The organism is Acidovorax sp. KKS102 (genome assembly GCF_000302535.1).
In the GTDB taxonomy this organism is placed as follows: Bacteria; Pseudomonadota; Gammaproteobacteria; order Burkholderiales; family Burkholderiaceae_C; genus Acidovorax.
Genome location: NC_018708.1, coordinates 1,521,651 through 1,538,463, shown reverse-complemented (window position 1 = coordinate 1,538,463; position 16,813 = coordinate 1,521,651). Strand labels below are relative to the sequence as shown.

Here is a 16,813-nt window from a genome sequence, read left to right as displayed (position 1 = left end):
CGCGGGGCGCAGCCATCAAAATTTTTTCGACGGCTTGCAACAAATTTCCAGCAAGGGGGCACTTCGCCCCCCTTACGCGCCCGCTACTGGGCGGTGGCCGCCAGGTCCGACTCTGGCAACACCGACTCGGGCTCGGCTTCAGCCCCCCGGTAGAGCATAAAGCGCATGCGGCCACCCCGCTTGGCCGCGTACATGGCTCCGTCGGCATGGCGCGACAACTCGTCAAAGGTACTGCCATGCTGCGGGAACAGTGCAATGCCGCCGCTGACCCCCACCCGCACCGGCTGCCCGGCCAGCTCAAAAGCAGCATCGCAGGCCGCCAGGATCTTGCGCGCCACCAGGCAGGCGGGCTCCACTCCGTCCAGCCCCGGCAACAACACCACAAACTCGTCGCCCCCTTGCCTGCACACGGTGTCGGACGCGCGCACCGCCGCCCGCAGGCGCTGGGCAAACTGCACCAGCAGGATGTCGCCCGCGTCATGGCCCAGGCGGTCGTTGACCTCTTTGAAACCGTCAAGGTCCAGGTACATCACCGCCAGCGACTTGCCTTCGCGCCGCGCAAGCGCCATCGCCAGCTGGGCGCGGTCCTGCAGTAGCACGCGGTTGGGCAGGTCGGTCAGTGCGTCGTACTGGGCCAGGTGGGCCATGCGCTCGGCCATGGCCACGGCCTCGGTCACATCGCGCAACACGGCCACCGCACCGGTCACCGCACCATGGCGGTCCGTGATGGCGCTGGCCGTCTCCTCCACCTGGAAGCGCTGGCCGCTGGTGCGGTGCACCAGAACGCCCCGCACGGGGTCCGTGGCGGCGCCTTGCTGTATCGCGGTGCGCAGCGTGTTGGGCAAGGGCTCGTCGTTGTCGGGGCTGCGCAGGCTCACCACCTCGTCCACGTTGTGCCCGGCCGCATCAAACGCCTGCCAGCCCGTAAGGCGTTCGGCCACGGGGTTGAGGTAGGTCACCATGCCTTTGGCGTCCGAGCAGACCACGGCATCACCGATGGATTGCAGCGTGAGGCGTACGCGCTCTTTCTCGTCGAACAGCTCGTTCTCCATGCGCTTGCGCTCGGTGATGTCCGTCACTTGCACAAAGAGGCCGGTGACCACGCCGCGCTCATCGGTATCGGGTAGATAGGACACGATGCAGTGGCGCGGCAGACCGTCGTGGTCCTCGTCCGTGCGCTCAAAGCGCAGTGGCTTGCCTGCCAAGGCCAAGTCGTAATTGGGCTTGCTGGCTGCATACCGGGCCTCGCTCAGCAGCTCGCTGATGTGGCGGCCCCGCACTGGTGCCGGGTAGGTGCCAAACTCCTCCAGCGCTGCGCGGTTGGCAAAGCGGTTGCGCATACCGGCATCCCAGTAGGCAATCATGGAGGGCACGTTGTCCAGGGTGGTGCGCAGGTCGTGCTCGGCCTCGGTCAGGCGCGCCGACACCTTCTGGCGCAGCAGCAGCTCGCGCACAAACAGCAGGGCCAGCCCCAGGCAGCCCAGCATCAGCATTACGGCAAAGCCGCCCAGCACCAAGGCGCTGCTCCGCCATTTGGCCAGGATGGTGTCGGTGGACTGGGCGACGTTCAGGATCAGCGGATAGTTGCCCACGGGCCGGAAGGAGTACAGCCGCTCCACGCCATCGAGCGCGGCCTTGCCCACAAACGACCCCGAGCCCTCCGTCTGAAAGCGCAGCAGGTTGGGCGAGCCCGCAATGGTCTTGCCCACGTCGGCATCGCCATAGGGAAACCGGGAGATCACCACCCCGTCCTGCCTGAACAGGTTGATGCCGCTGTTGGGGCCCAGGTTCAGCGAGCCAAACAGTTCATTGAAATAGCTCAGGCGGATGGCGCCGACCACCACACCGGCAAAACTGCCGTCTGCGTTGTAGTAGCCGCGCGAGATGGGCAGGATGTTGAGGCCCGTCACCCGCGAAGGCACGGGCTTGCCGAAGAACAGCCCCTGCTGGCCTTGCTCGCGGAACGCCAGAAAGTAGTCACGGTCGGCAAAATGGGCCTTGCGGGGCACCAGTGAACCCGAGTCCAGGATGACGTTGCCCTGCGCGTCCAGCACCAGCACATCGCCCGCGCCACGCGCGCGCAGCGAGTTGTCGAACACCACCCGCGCGCGCAGGTCGGGGGGCAAGGCCCAGACCTCGGGGCGTGCCACCTCGCGGGCTACGCCTTCCAAAGATTTGTCAAACGAATCCAGCGACCATGCCAGGCCCTGCTCAAGGGTGCGGGCCAGGTTGGCGTTGGTTTGCTCTGCGTAGCTCCACTCGTCATTGCGAATGGTCCAAATGGCGCGCGCAAACAACGCACCAATGCCCAGAGCCACCAGCAAGGCCAGCCAGATCAGGCGGTGAGAGAAAAACTGGCGGAGCGATGGCATAGGGATAGTTTGTAACTATTTTAAACAGCCGCCTTAGCTGAGACTTAGCACCAAAGCACACCGTATTCCTCGGGATTGGCGGCGTCAATGCGCACCTGCCCGGGTGGGCGCCGCCACCACACCGGCGCCGCGCACCTCCAGCCGCACCTCGTCCAGTACCGTGCCTTGGGCGTCGGTGATCTGCACCACATGCCGACCCGGCCAGGGCAGCCAGGGCACCCGGGCACCGCGGCCCAGCGGTTTGCCGTCCAGCCGCCACTGCACCGCATCGCGCGTGGCGGTGAACTGCAGGCGCTGGCGCGCGGGCGGAATGTCCGGGTCCAGCGCAATCACCGTGCCGGATGCAGGGGCAGTGATGCGCGCCGGGGCGGCGGCAGAAGCCGATGCAGGCTCTACAGGGGTACGGGTGGCATTTTTGGAGGTTTTTGGAGCAGATGCGCTAGTGCCATATGCCTCGCCAGCTATTGAATCCATAGCAAACAAGGACTGCTGCGTGCCGGGAACAAACCACTCGTCGCGCGCGGCCTCCAGCGGCTGGGGCGCCCCCGCGCCCGAAGACGGCCCCGGGCCGAACCGCACAGCCGCCCGCACCAGCCCCTGAGGGGCCTTGGGCGCACGGCTGGGCTCGCGGGCGTGCAGAAAGCCCATCACCGCCGCCCAGATGGGTGCTGCGCCGCTGGTGCCGCTGACCTCGTGCATGGCTGCGCCGCTGGCGTTGCCCACCCACACGCCCACGGTGTAACGCTCCGACCAACCCACGGCCCAGTTGTCGCGCATGTCCTTGCTGGTGCCGGTTTTCACGGCCGTCCAGAAGCGGGTGGCCAGCACGCTGTCGGTGCCAAAGGTGCGTGCGCGTGCATTGCCGTCGGACAGGATGTCGCCCACGATGAAGGCGGCGTGGGCCGCAATGGCAGGTGTGAAGCGGGGCTTGCCATCGGCCAGCGTGGCTGCGACAGGACTGGCTCGCCCGCCGTTGGCCAGCGTGCGATAGGAATTGGTCAGATGCAGCAGCGGCACCTCGGGGCTGCCCAGTGCCAGGCTGTAGCCAAAGTAGTCGCCACTTTCGCGCAGTGGCAATCCCACCGCGCCCAGCTGGCGGTGGAAGGCGTCGGGCGTGACCATGACCAACGTGCGCACCGCCGGCACGTTGAGCGACGCCGCCAGCGCCGTACGCACCGACACCCAGCCCTTGAACTGGCGGTCATAGTTCTGCGGGATGTAGAGCCCCCCCGCCGTGGTGATCTGCGCGGGCGAGTCCTCCACCAGCGACGCCGCCGTGAGCCGCCGCTCTGCAATCGCCTGGGCATACAAAAAAGGCTTGAGCGTGGAGCCCGGCTGGCGCAACGCCAGCACCCCATCGACCTCGCTGGCCTGGCTGAGCTGGCCGGACGACCCGACCCAGGCCAGCACCGCGCCCGTGGCGTTGTCCAGCACCAGCACCGCGCCGTCTTCCACATGCCGCCCCCGCAGCTCGCGCAGGTGCTGCTGCAGGCTCTGCATGGCAAAACGCTGCAACGGTGCGCGCAGGGTGCTGGTCACCCGCTCGGGCACGGCGCTGTCCTTGTCCCGCTGGCGCAGCAGGTAGCGCGCAAAGTGCGGCGCCACACCCTCGCTCGCATCGAACGCGCGGCGTTGCAATGCGGCTGTAGTGAACAGGTCCAGCGCATCGCAGTCCACGCGCGCCGCTGGTGCAGCAGGCAAGGTGGGGGTGGAGGGGCGCTGCTGCATATCGCGCAGCACGCCGCAGGCACGCTGCGCCACCAGTGCGGGCCGTGCGTTGGGCGCGCGCACCAGGGCTGCTGCCACTGCGGCTTCACGGTCATCCAGCCCGTGGGCCGCCTTGTCGAACAGCGTGCGGCTCAGGGCGTCGATGCCCACCAGCTCGCTGCGAAATGGCACGAGGTTGAGGTACGCCTCCAGGATCTGGTCCTTGCGCCAGCGCCGATCCAGCACCTGGGCTGCCACCGTCTGGCCCAGCTTTTGCGCCACGGTGCGCCCGCCCGGGCCCTGGCGCCAGTCGCCGTCGAGCAGGCCCGCGAGCTGCATGGTGATGGTGCTGGCCCCGCGTGTGCGCTGGTTCCACAGGTTGCCCCAGGCAGCCGCCGACGCCGCACGCCAGTCCACGCCGCTGTGTTCAAAAAAGCGCTTGTCCTCGCTCAGCACCAGCGCCTGGCGCAGCGCGGGCGACACGTCGGCCAGCGGCACCCACTGGCCGCGCCGCACGGTGGCATCGGTGCGCAAGCGCTGCAGCACCTCGCCTTCGCGCGAGAGGATCAGGGTGTCCGAGGGCTTGAAGTCCGCGCGCACCTCGTCAAACGCGGGGATGGCCCAGGCGCCCGAGGCGCAGGCCGCCAGCACCAGCGCGGCGGCCTGCGTTCGCAGGCGCAAGGTGAAGAAGGAAGCGAACGGAAGGAACACAAACGCGCAGAGATAAAAAAAGCGCCATCAGCGCGCCGCGCGCAGGCGCACGGCGTCGCACCAGCGCTGCGCCACGGCCGGCACGGTGACACACACCGCATCGTGCGTGGCGGTGGTCACGGCACGCTCCAGCAGCTGGATGTCAGCCTCGTGCTGGCGCGCCACATGCGGGTCCTCAAAGAAAACAGCCCGGTGGCAACGGCGCTCCAGCACCAGGTCGGCAATCTGCGCGTCGCCACCCAGCGGCCCACTGTTGAAGCGCTGCACCCAGGGCTGCCCTTCGGGCCAGCCCTTGCTCCACGCCAGGGCGTTCAGTCGCTGGCCCGTGGTGCCGGTGGCCACCCGATGGCGAAACTGCGACAGCACATCAAAGTTGCGATCCGCAAAGTCGAGCATGGCCTGCTTGCACGCGTCGTGCGCAATCAGGGCCAGCGTCTGGGTGCCATGGTCATGAAACCGGTCGGCCTGCGGATCGGGCGGCAACCCGGCGTGGATGCGCTCCATCTCGATCCAGTCGCGTGCGCTGGCCACGGTGGAGAGAAACGGCTTGCCATGGATCACGCACTGCCGCTTGAGGGCCAGCGCCTCGGGAAAGATGGAAGAAGAGTCCACGGGGTCGGTGAGGTAAATCGCGCCGTCGAGCGTGCGCCCTTCCCCCATGCCCACCACCTCTGCCACCACTTTCATCAGCCCACCGTCGCGCCCGTAGGGATAGCGCACCAGCGGGCGGTACCCCTGCAGCATGCCCGCAGCGACGATGGCATCGTGCGTGCGACCCACGGCGTGCAGCCCCAGCTGAAGTTCCCGGATGCCCGCCTCGCAGGCGCGCAGCCAGGAAAAGAGCGCCGCATCTTCGGTGTGGTGGTGCAAGCGGTTGGCAGCGAGACCCAGGATCATGGCAGGTTGACTTTCTGAAAACGAAGGGATCTGAACATCGTAAGCGCCTCACGACTCAACGATCGGAGTGCTCACGGTCAAACCGCCCCTCGGCCTCGGTCAGGTGGCGCAGCAGCACGTGCGAGATCAGGTTGACGCCGATGCCGCCGAACACCACCGGCAGCAGGTACAGCGCAATCGTCAGCTCGGAACTGAACCACGCATCGTCGGCCAGCGACGGCGTGCTCTTGGCCTGCGCGGCGATGGACTGCAGCAGGTACACATCCACGCCCGCAATGAGCACCAGCGCCACCCCAAACCCCAGCACCGCCCAGCGCGAGATCGACCGGGTGACCAGCAGCAGCGCATAGATGCCCACCGGCAGCACCAGCGAGAACCCCACCAGCAGCCAGAACCGCAGCTCCAGAAAGACGCTGAGGCTCATGGCATGAAGGCCTGGGGTGGGCGATGGGCAAGGCGGTGCATGGCGGCGCTAGGGTGTTAAGGCGTCAGGGTGTTGCGACGTAGCAGCCTATTTGGCCACCTGCACCTTCACCCGGGCGTTGGGCAGTTCACCAAACATCTCGGGCGCATACATGGCCTCGACGCGGCTCGGTGGCAGCGCAAAGTCGCCCGCGTTGTTCAGGCGCACCGTGTACTCCATCTTGACGGTGCCCTTGGGCAGGTACTCGTAGTAGCTGCGGAAGGACTCGAAGCTGCGCTCCTCGAACGCGGGCCAGCCCGCCCCGGTCTTCTTTTCGCCCTGCGTGGCGATCTCGGAGTCGCGACCCAGGCCGCTGCCCAAAATGGTGGCCCCGCCCGGGATGGGGTCGGTGATGGCCACCCAGGTCATGTCGGCCGTGGCGTTGACCTCCAGCGTCACGCGCAGCACGTCGCCGCGTGTGTACTGGCCGGCGGGCAGCGACTTGTTGGCCTGCTCCACCGGGGTGATGGTCTTCTTGATCGCATAGCCCGCCGCGAACGGCGCCTTGAGATCGATGGCCGCCACCGACTGCAGCGTGAGCCACGGCTTGCCCGGGCCCTGGTGCGTGACGGCCAGCTGCTCCTTGCCACCGGCTTTGCTCCAGGGCAGGAACATGCCGTTGTTCTTCAGGTTGCCGGGCGATGCGGGCGCGCCAAACCAGGTGATCTGGTTGGGAGCGCCGGTGGCGTCCGATGCCTTCACGCGATCGACCTTGCTCCAGTCCACGCTGGCGGTGTTGCCACCCATGCTGGCCTTGGTGGTGCCCGACACCGGTGTGGCCTCGAACTTGGCGCTGAATTTTTCCAGCGCCAGGCCGCCCCACAGGTTGGCCGTGGTGGTGTGCCAGGCGCCCGCCTGCTGGCGGCTGATGAAGCCGTTGGCCAGACGGCCCATGTCGTCCTTCCAGGCCGGGTCGTCCATCACGGCCAGCATCAGGCGGGCGGTGTTCACGTCGCCGTTCTGCATCAGCCACCACCAGTAGTCGTCCTGTTCGTTGCTGAATATGAGCTTGGTGCCCTGGAACGACAGGCGGCCGCGCAGGATCTGCATCGCCTCGGCCAGGCGCTTGTCGCGCTCGGGCACATCGGCCACGCGCTTGAGCACATTCACCCAGTCGATCACCGTGTGGGTGGGCCACTGGTTGGGCGCGATGGTGATGCTGCTCACCATGCGGCCCTGGGCCTTGCCGTAGCGCGACAGCGCTTCGAGCGCGGCCACCTTGCGCATGTCCAGGTCCTTGCGCGGGCTCCAGAAGTTGCGTTGGATGCGGCCTTCCACAAACGCGATCAGGCCACGCTCCATGGGCGCGCGGGCTTCGTCGGGCAGGGCAAACGCGGGGTTGATGCTGGCGGCCTCGTGCGTGGCGGCCAGCACATAGGCCGTGAGGGTGTCGCTGCCCCGGTTGGCATCGCCGTCGCGCGGCGGGAAGTAATTGGCCAGGCCATCGCTGTCGAGGTAGGTGGGCAACTGCGCCACCACGGTCTGCCACAGCGCGCCGTCGCGCAGACCCACGGCCTTGCTGGTCTTTTGCTCCAGGCAGGCAAACGGGTAGCGGGCCCACCAGTCGCGCACGCCGGGCAGGCCTTCGGCCAGCTTGGGCTGCAGCGACATCTTGAGGCCGCCCCGGCCGGGCAATGCGTCGGCGGGGGGGTTCACGTCGAGGTTGTAGCTACCGTCCACCTGCACCAGCGTGGCCTGCTGCACCGTGAGCGGCACCGCCTGCACGATGCGCTGGCGGGCCTTGAGGGCGTCGCGGGCGCCGCTGACCTGGTCCTTGGCTTCGATCTCCCACAGGATGGCCTCGGCGCGCGTTTGCGCCAGCTGCGCGGGGGCGGTCACGTCCCAGGCCACCTCACGTGCCTCTCCGGCCGGGATGTCGATGGTCTGCGGCTTCAGCTCCAGCAGCGTGGCGCGCGGCGCCACCTCGACCTTCATGGCGGTCTTGGTGGTGTTGCGCAGCGTGATCTGCGCGCGGAACTGGTCGTCCTCACGCACCAGCGGCGGCAGGCCGCTGATGATCTGCAGGTCCTGCGTGGCGCGGATGCTGGTGCTGCCGGTGCCAAACAGCCCCGTGGAGGCATCGGCCACCGCCACGATCTTGAAGGTGGTCAGTGCGTCGTTGAGCGGCACGGTCACCTTGGCCTGGCCGTTGGCGTCGAGTTTGAGCGCGGGCTCCCACAGCAGCAGGGTGTCCAGCAGCTCGCGCGTGGGCGACTTGCCCCCACCGCCGCCAGCGGGCACAGCCTTCTTGCCGTAGTGGCGCCGGCCGATGATTTCCATCTGCGCGGTCGATGTCTCCACGCCCCAGCTGCGGCGCTGCAGCATGGCTTCGAGCAGGTTCCAGCTGCTGTTGGGCATCAGCTCCAGCAGGGCCTGGTCCACAGCGGCCAAGGCCACTTCGGCATTGGCGGCGGGCTTGCCGCCCGGCAGCGTGGCGGTGATGGTGACCTGGGCCTTGCCGCGCACGGCATAGCTCTCCTTGTCGGCCTGCACCTTCACATCGATCTGGTGGGCCTGCGTGCCCACGCGGATTTCGGCCACGCCCAGGCGGTAGGCGGGCTTGGACAGATCCACCAGCGCCGTGGGCGCCTGGTATTCCTTGCCTTCGTACCAGAACGAGTTCCACCACTCGCGCGGCGCCTTGAAGCCCCAGGTGAAGAAGCTGTACCACGGCACCTCGCGCAGGCGGCCGCGCAGGGCCAGCACGCTCACGTACACATTGGGTCCCCAGTCGGGCTGAACCTTCAGGCTCACCGTGGGGTCCTGGCCGTTGAGCTGCACCACCTGCGTGTCGATGATGCCCTCGCGCTCCACCGCCACCAGGGCCGTGGCAAAGCGGAACGGCATGCGCACCTGGAACTTGGCGGTCTCGCCGGGCTGGTAGCTCTTCTTCTCGGCCAGCAGGTCGATGCGGTCGTGGTCTTCGCCGCCAAACCACAGCTCGCCCTGGCGCGTCACCCATACCGACGACGCGGCCACGCTGGTGTTGCCGTCCTTGTCGGTGGCCGTGGCCACCAGCTCCACCTCGCCCGCCTCGTCGAGCTTGGCCTCGCACAGCAGCAGGCCGCGCGCGTCGCTCTTGCCGGTGCACAGCGTGCCCAGGTCTTTGGTTTCGGTCTGGTTGTCGTAGCTGTAGAAGCCGCCCACCATGCGCTTGCGCGTGGTGGTGGTGATGCGTGCCACCGCCTGCACCTGCAGCGAGGTGTCGGCCGCCGGCTTGCCGTTGTGCTGCAGCGCCAGCGCCTGGAAGCGAATCTTCTGGCGCGCAGACACCCAGCCTTCGGTCTTGATGCCCGCGACCACCCCGGCGGGCCACAGCGTCTGCGTGCTGCGCAGGGTCTGCACCTCGCCATTGGGGTCGGCATAGGTGGCCTCCAGCAGCAGCTCCTGCGGCTGGCGCGACTGGGGCACGTTGTCGATGGTGACCTTGCCCGCACCGTTCTTGTCCAGCGTGAGCGGCAGCTTGTCGGCAATCACGCGCGCGTCCTGGCTGGCGGAGGCCTCTTCGTCGTCGCTGTTGGCATTGCTCTGCTCGCGCTTGCGCGACGGGCTGAAGCGGAAGGTGTCGTAGTCGCTGAACTCCAGGGACTTGCCGCGCACCAGGGCTGACACGCGCACCGGCAGGTTGGCTGCGCCACCACCGGCCACGTAGTTGATCTGCACGTCGGTGGGCACCGAGCGCACACGCACCAGCGCCTTTTTATCGACCGGGGCAATGCGCCCCTCCAACACCGGCAGGCGGAACTCCTCCACCCGGAACGAGCCCGACGCAATGTTGCCGTTCATCGTGCCATTGCCCGCCAGTTCAACCTGGTACACGCCCAGCTTGGCGGCGGGCGGAATGGCAAAGGTGCTTTGCGCGCTGAGCCCCCCCGTGGCCGTGCCACGCCACACCAGGGGCTGGGTGAACTGCTGGCCGCTGCCCAGGTGGGTGATGACGAGGGTGTCGGGACGCGACCCCGGCAGGGCAAAGCCCTGGCGTGTTTCGGCGCGCAGCAGGTGTTTCATCGACACGGTTTCGCCTGCGCGGAACAGCGTGCGGTCAAAGATCGTGTGGGCGCGCTCGTCCGGCGATGGAGACCGGCTGGTGGGCACATTGAAGCGCCAGGGCTCGATGCCGCGCTGCCAGTCGCTCCAGGTGAAGGCCATGTCCTCGACGCCATCGCCCCCCTTGTGGCGGGCGCTCACAAAGTACGACTGGCCGACCTCGTCCTCAGAATTGGAATTGCAGCCCGGCGGCTCGGGCGAGAGCCCTTCGATGCGGGCTATGCCCTGGGCATCGGTGGTGGCGTTGGCCAGTTCGTTGCCCCGGCAGTCCGACACGCGCACTGTGGCGCCCTGCACGGGCTGGCCCTTGTCCAGCGTGGTGACCCAGGCCATGGCGTTTTCGCGGCCGAGCTTGAAATGCACCCCCAGGTTGGTCACCAGCGCCGAGGTGCGCACGTACATCGTGCGGCCTTCGCCATGGCGGTCGTCCAGCAGCGAGGCGCCGAGCTTTTGCGACGCGATCTCCACCACATGGAAGCCGGGCGTGAGCGGAATGCCCACCACCTCGAACGGACGCGGGTCGTTGCTCGCGGGCTTGGGGAGCTGAAGCGTCTTGACGCCGCCCTTGCCCGCCAGCAGCGACAGCATGCGCGACTGCACGTACTCCTTTTCGTCATCCAGCACCTTGGGCAGAGGGCCGGTCACGTCCTGGCGCGCCTGCTTGCGGTTCACCACATAGTTGTCGTAGCGCTGCACCTTTCGGAACCAGGCAATGATGTCCGCGTCGGTGCGGGGCTTTAGCGTGCTCACCTTGCCCGCTGGCGCGCTGGCTGTGGCGGTGCCCGCCTGCAGGCCCTGCACACGCAGGGCAGCCTCCACGTTGCGCAGCGTCACGGGCAGCAGCGCAGGCGGGTTGTCCGATGCGGGGCCTTCGGCAAAACGCTCCACGATGCCAAACGGCGCCGCCGCAAACTTGGCCAGCGGCGGCATGCCACCGGTAGACACCTTGAGCGGGAAGTTGTCCGCATTGCGCAACGGGCGGCCCGAGGCGTCCTTGAAGTCCTTGGGCAGCTCGATGGTGAAGGCCGTGTTCTCGGCCAGCGGCGCGTTGAACTGCAGGCTGTTGACCAGGGCATCGGCCTGGGCGCCTTCTGCGCCGCCGTCGATCTGGGGCTTGAGGGTTTCCTTGGCGGACTTGAGGCGAATGGCTGCGGCCAGCTTGCGCGGCACAGGCGCATTGAACGACAGCATCATCGGCCGGATGGGCAGGCAAGCCGCCTGGGCGTTTTCACGCTCGCAGTTGAACTCGGCCGAGAACGGCTCGCGCACCTTGAAATCGAAGCGCTTTTCCACCGTGTTGGCCACGCCGCTGGGCGTTGCCACACCCTTGCCGAACACGATCTGCATGCGCGAGCCGGAGGTGAACCGGCGGTTGCAGGCCAGCGTGGCAAACGACAAGGGATCGCGTGCGGCGTCTTTCTCAAGCCCCAGGCCCTTGAGGATCTCGGCGCGCTGGGCTCCTTCGATCAGGCGCACGGGGATGCGCTCGCCCACGCCTTCGGCCGTGCACCACACGTTGGCCTGCACGCTGGCCGTGGTGGCGGCGCCGTTGAGGAACAGCACAAAGAACTGCTCCTCGTCGATCTGCTCGTAGGTGCTGGGGCGGAGGTTCTGCACAAACGGCCCGCCGCTATTGAACTGATAGCTCTTGGCGCCCGTCAGCTCTGCGCCAGCGGCCGATTTGAAGCCTGGCTTGACGCTGGCTGTGCATCGCACGCCCGGCGGCAGGTCGCGCTCGAAGTCAAACACCCACTCGCGCTCGCCGGTCCAGCGGCCCGTGCCCTTGGTGACGCTGGCGTCGCTGCAGCTCAGGCTCAGCGGCGCGGGCGCCTTGGGGTCGCCGAAATTGACCGCAGCGCTATCGAACTTGGCCACCACCTGGCGCACGCGCGCCACCTCGCCCTGGGGCGAGAAGCTGGTGATCTGCAGGGCCTGCGCCCCCCAGGCCACCAGAGACAGACTGGCGGCCAACATCCATTTTTTTGCGTTCACGCTATCCCCTCCGAAGGAACCGGCAAGCGTAACAAAGTGCCATGTCGCGCGGGTGTGTGTTGCAAGCACTTACGTATCGAGCGGGCCCATGGGCATCTCCTGTGCATGACGACGTGCCGATGGGGCCATGTCCTACCCGCTGCCCCTGCTCAGCGCCCAAAGATAACGGCTTCGTTTTACCCCACGCACCCTCAGGAGCGCCCATGGCACGACCCCCTACCTCGCGCAGCGCGGCCCACAAATCGCCGCCTGCCCTGCCCTCTTCCACCCAGTCCGACAACTTTCGCGGCAATGCGGGCGAACTGCAGCAACAGGCTCGCGGCAAGCACCCGGTATTGACCACACAGCAGGGCATTCCGGTCGCCGACAACCAGAACTCGCTGCGCGCGGGGCCGCGCGGCCCGGCGCTGCTGGAAGACTTCATCCTGCGCGAGAAGATCACCCACTTTGACCATGAACGCATTCCCGAGCGCATCGTGCATGCACGGGGCACAGCGGCCCATGGCTTCTTTGAACTCACGCACTCGCTCAAAAAGTACACCACCGCCAAGGTGCTGACCGAGCTAGGGGTGCAGACCCCTGTGTTCACCCGCTTTTCCACCGTGGCCGGTGGCGCGGGCTCGGTGGACACACCGCGCGATGTGCGCGGCTTTGCCGTCAAGTTCTACACGCCCGAAGGCAACTGGGACCTGGTGGGCAACAACATCCCCGTGTTCTTCATTCAGGACGCAATGAAATTCCCGGACCTGGTACACGCCGTGAAGATGGAGCCCGACCGGGGCTTTCCGCAGGCCGCCAGCGCGCACGACACCTTCTGGGACTTTGTCTCGCTGATGCCCGAAAGCATGCACATGATCATGTGGGCCATGAGCGACCGCACCATCCCGCGCAGCCTGCGCATGATGGAAGGCTTTGGCGTGCACAGCTTCCGGCTGCTCAACGCGGCGGGCGAGAGCACGTTTGTGAAGTTCCACTGGCGGCCCAAGCTGGGCATCCAGTCCACCGTGTGGGACGAGGCGGTCAAGCTGCAGTCGGCCGACAACGACTTCCATCGGCGCGACCTGTTCGAGTCCATCGAGGCGGGCGACTTCCCCGAGTGGGAGCTGTCGGTGCAGCTGTTCACCGAGGAGGACGCCCAGCGCTTCCCCTTTGACCACCTGGACCCGACCAAGCTCATCCCCGAAGAACTGGTACAGCTGCAGCCCGTCGGCCGCATGGTGCTCAACCGCTGGCCCGACAACTTTTTTGCCGAGACCGAGCAGGTGGCGTTCTGCCCCGCGAATGTGCCCCCGGGCATTGACTTCAGCAACGACCCGCTGCTGCAGGGCCGCCTGTTCTCGTACCTGGACACCCAGCTGTCCCGCCTGGGCGGGCCCAACTTTGCGCAGATCCCCATCAACGCGCCCAAGTGCCCGTTCCACAACATGCAGCGCGACGGCCACATGCAGATGCAGGTGCCCAAGGGCCGCGTCAACTACGAGCCCAGCAGCCTGCAGGGCGACACGCCCCGGGCCTCGCTGGCGCAAGGCTTTCGCCATGTGACCCAGGCCGACGACGGGGTGAAGGGCCGCGTACGCCCCGAGAGCTTTGCCGACCACTACAGCCAGGCGCGCATGTTCTACCGCAGCCAGAGCCCGCTGGAGCAGGCGCACATGGCGTCAGCGCTGGTGTTCGAGCTGTCCAAGGTGGGCACTCCCCATGTACGCGAAGCCGTGGTCGGTCATCTGCTGCATGTGGATGCTGACCTGGCCCAGCGCGTGGCCGACGGCCTGGGTCTGCAAACCCTGCCGCCCGCCCCCGCCACCACCGAGCCGGTGCAGGAACTGCCCCTGTCGCCCGCGCTGCGCATCATCGACCGCATGAAGCCCACGCTGCAGGGCCGCTGCATCGGCATTCTGGTGGCCGATGGCTCCAACGGCACCTCGGTGTCCAACCTGCGCAAGGCGCTGGAGAAGGTGGGCGCTACCGTGAAGATCGTCGCGCCCAAGGTGGGTGGCGCGGTACTGAAAGACGGCACGCTGCTGCCCGCCGACGGCCAGCTGGCGGGCACCCCGTCGGCGGTGTTTGACGCCGTGGCCTCCATCCTGTCGCCCGACATGGGCGCACAGCTGGCCAAGGAGGCGGCGGCCGTGGACTGGTTCCGCGACGCGTTCGGCCACCTCAAGGCCATTGCCGCCTGCAAGGGCACGCGGGCGATCCTGCAGGCCGGTGGCATCGAGCCCGATGCGGGCGTGGTGGACCCGGCCGATGTGCAGGGCTTCATCGCCGCCGCCCAAACCCGCCAGTGGGACCGCGAGCCCCAGGTCCGCACCCTGGCCTGACCGCATCGCCCCCTTTTTGTTCACCCACCCCCCAAGGAGTCACCATGCCCAAAAGCCACTACGACAGCCATCAACTCGACGACCTCGTCCTGCAGATGATGGAGACCGAACTCGGCGGCGAACAGGTGTACCGCACCGCCATCACCTGCGCCATCAACCCCGACCTGAAGAAGGAATGGGAAGGCTACCTGGAAGAAACGCTGGCGCACCAGAACGTGGTGCGCGGCATCTGCGATGCGCTGGGCCTGGACCCCGATGCGCAGTCGCCCACACGGGCTGTGGTCAAGCACATTGGCACCTCCCTGGTCCAGGCGATGCAGCTGGCCAAAAAGTCGGGCACGCCAGAGGCCGCACAGCTGGTGGCCTGCGAATGCGTGGTGCATGCCGAAACCAAGGACCACGCCAACTGGGAGCTGCTGGGCCAGGTGGCCAAGGTGGCCACGGGCGATGTGGGCCACACCCTCAAGGTGGCCCACAAGGCGGTGGAAAAAGACGAGGACCACCACCTGTACCACACCAAGGGCTGGTGCCGCGAACTGGCCATTCAGGCCCTGGGCATGCCCGCCGTGCTGCCCCCGCCCGAAGAGGTCAAGAACGTGGAGACCGCCATCGGCGCATCGCGCGCCGAGCAGCAGCGCACGGCCATGCTGTGACCGGGTTGCGGGGCTGCACGATGACAGGCCCGAGGCAGCAAACGCTCCTAAAAATATAGCTGCAAGCGCTTTATGTACTAGCGCCTGCAGCTATTTTTGCTTGATTTTCATGCAAAACATGCTTCTCAGGCCAACGGCGGCGAGGTCTCCTGCGGCAACTCTGCAGCGCCGGGGGCTTCGGCCAATGTGGCCAGCCCTTTGCCGCTGCGCTTGCTGGTGTACAGCGCCCGGTCCGCCCGGTCCATGAGCGCCGGCATGGACTCCACCGCAGGGCCCTGGAACAAGGCCACCCCGATGCTCGCACCGGTCAGCACGTGTTGGCCACTGTCCAGCCCGATGGGTGCCACCAGCGCTGCCAATACCTTCTGGGCCATTTCCATGGCGGCCTCGGGGGACGCCACGGCGTTCAGCACCAGGGCAAATTCGTCGCCACCCAGGCGGGCGGCGGTGTCGTTGGCACGCGCCAGTCCGGCCAGACGCTGCCCCACACGCACCAGCACCTGGTCGCCACTGCCGTGCCCCAGACTGTCGTTCACGGCCTTGAAGCCATCCAGATCCACCAGCAGCAAGGCGCCAGCACGGTGGTCGCGGTAGGCCGTCAGCACCGCCTGCGACAAGCGGTCTTCAAACAGGCGCCGGTTGGGCAAGCCTGTCAGGCGGTCATGGCTGGCCAGGGCCAATACCTGCTGGTGGGCGCGCACCAGCCGCGCGCTCAACAGCCCCAGCACCAGCGCAAACGCATAGGCCAGCATCACCACCAGCACGGGTGCGCGGCCTGCAGCCCCCCAGCCACCGGTGGGCACGGCGCCCAGAATCCAGCTGCCGCCACCCGGCAAAGGCACATCGAGCGTGGCGGGCTCCTCGTCGAACAACTGGGATCGGCCGATGAACACCGCGCCCTGCGCGCCCATGGCGTCCAGGCCACGTGCCGCCACCTGAAAGCCCATCTGATCAGAGTTCAGGCCCACATCGGCGAACAGGGTGTCGGCATTGACGGTGAGCGACACGATACCCCAGTAACGGGGCCCGCCCACCGGTGCGCGCCCCGGCGGATGCGCCAGAAACACCGGCGTGCGGCTGATGATGCCCAGCCCCCCTTGCACCAGCGGAATGGGGCCCGCAACGACCGTGCGGCGGGTCTGGATGGCGCGCTCCACCGCGCCACGCTGCTGCGGGTTGTCCAGGTACCGCAGGCCAATCGCCCGCTCATTGCCAACGCGCGGGTACACATCGCTGATGACGTTGTCGGGCGCCAGGGCCAGGTTGCGGATATTGCGCTGGTGCTCCAGCAGGCGGCCCACCACGGTGGCAAAGATGTCGGGCGACATGCTGCCTTGTGCGGCAATGAAGGCGGACACCGTTTCGGGCACCGACAACGTGCTCTGCAATTGCCGGTCCAGACGGTCGCGGATCTGCAGCAGGTGGCTTTGCGCCTGCGCAGCAATCTCGGCACGTGCCTTGGTGTGCGAGATGTCGATGACCACCCAGGCCAGCAAGGCGGCCAGTGTGCTGCTGCACACGCCCACCGCAAGGGGCAGGTACCGGTGATGGATCCAGTTCGAAGGAAGGCGGCTGGTGGGCATGAATGAGGTCCGGGGTGGGTGCCGGATGGTGCCATGGTCTGCGCAGGCCAGCCAGCACCGAATGCGC

At 67.3% G+C, this 16,813-nt stretch carries 8 protein-coding genes; 2 read left to right on the top strand and 6 right to left on the bottom strand.

Annotated features, from left to right (window positions below; all coding sequences use genetic code 11):
- Window positions 1-83: 83 nt before the first annotated feature.
- From C380_RS06950 to C380_RS06930, 5 genes are all read right to left on the bottom strand, one after another.
- Complete coding sequence (locus C380_RS06950; protein ID WP_015013152.1) at window positions 84-2,372, bottom strand: diguanylate cyclase domain-containing protein; 2,289 nt, start codon at window positions 2,370-2,372, stop codon at window positions 84-86.
- 84 nt (window positions 2,373-2,456) lie between these two features.
- On the bottom strand, window positions 2,457-4,754 hold the full coding sequence (gene pbpC / locus C380_RS06945) for a penicillin-binding protein 1C (RefSeq protein ID WP_043566192.1): 2,298 nt from the start codon (window positions 4,752-4,754) through the stop codon (window positions 2,457-2,459).
- 63 nt (window positions 4,755-4,817) lie between these two features.
- The gene (locus C380_RS06940) at window positions 4,818-5,687 is read right to left on the bottom strand and encodes a methylglyoxal synthase (protein WP_015013150.1); all 870 of its coding nucleotides are present in this window, start codon (window positions 5,685-5,687) and stop codon (window positions 4,818-4,820) included.
- A 55-nt stretch (window positions 5,688-5,742) separates the two neighbouring features.
- Entirely contained in the window at window positions 5,743-6,111 is a 369-nt protein-coding gene (locus tag C380_RS06935; protein WP_015013149.1) for a hypothetical protein, read from the bottom strand.
- 87 nt (window positions 6,112-6,198) lie between these two features.
- Entirely contained in the window at window positions 6,199-12,171 is a 5,973-nt protein-coding gene (locus C380_RS06930) for an MG2 domain-containing protein (RefSeq protein WP_015013148.1), read from the bottom strand.
- Window positions 12,172-12,392: 221 nt separating this feature from the next.
- Between C380_RS06930 and C380_RS06925 the strand changes: the two genes are divergently transcribed.
- Complete coding sequence (locus C380_RS06925) at window positions 12,393-14,510, top strand: catalase (RefSeq protein ID WP_015013147.1); 2,118 nt, start codon at window positions 12,393-12,395, stop codon at window positions 14,508-14,510.
- A gap of 44 nt (window positions 14,511-14,554) precedes the next feature.
- A complete protein-coding gene (locus tag C380_RS06920) occupies window positions 14,555-15,163 on the top strand; it encodes a hypothetical protein (RefSeq protein WP_015013146.1) in 609 nt (202 codons plus the stop codon).
- A gap of 125 nt (window positions 15,164-15,288) precedes the next feature.
- Here C380_RS06920 and C380_RS06915 read toward each other — a convergent pair whose 3' ends face one another.
- Entirely contained in the window at window positions 15,289-16,746 is a 1,458-nt protein-coding gene (locus C380_RS06915; protein ID WP_015013145.1) for a diguanylate cyclase domain-containing protein, read from the bottom strand.
- Window positions 16,747-16,813 lie beyond the last annotated feature (67 nt).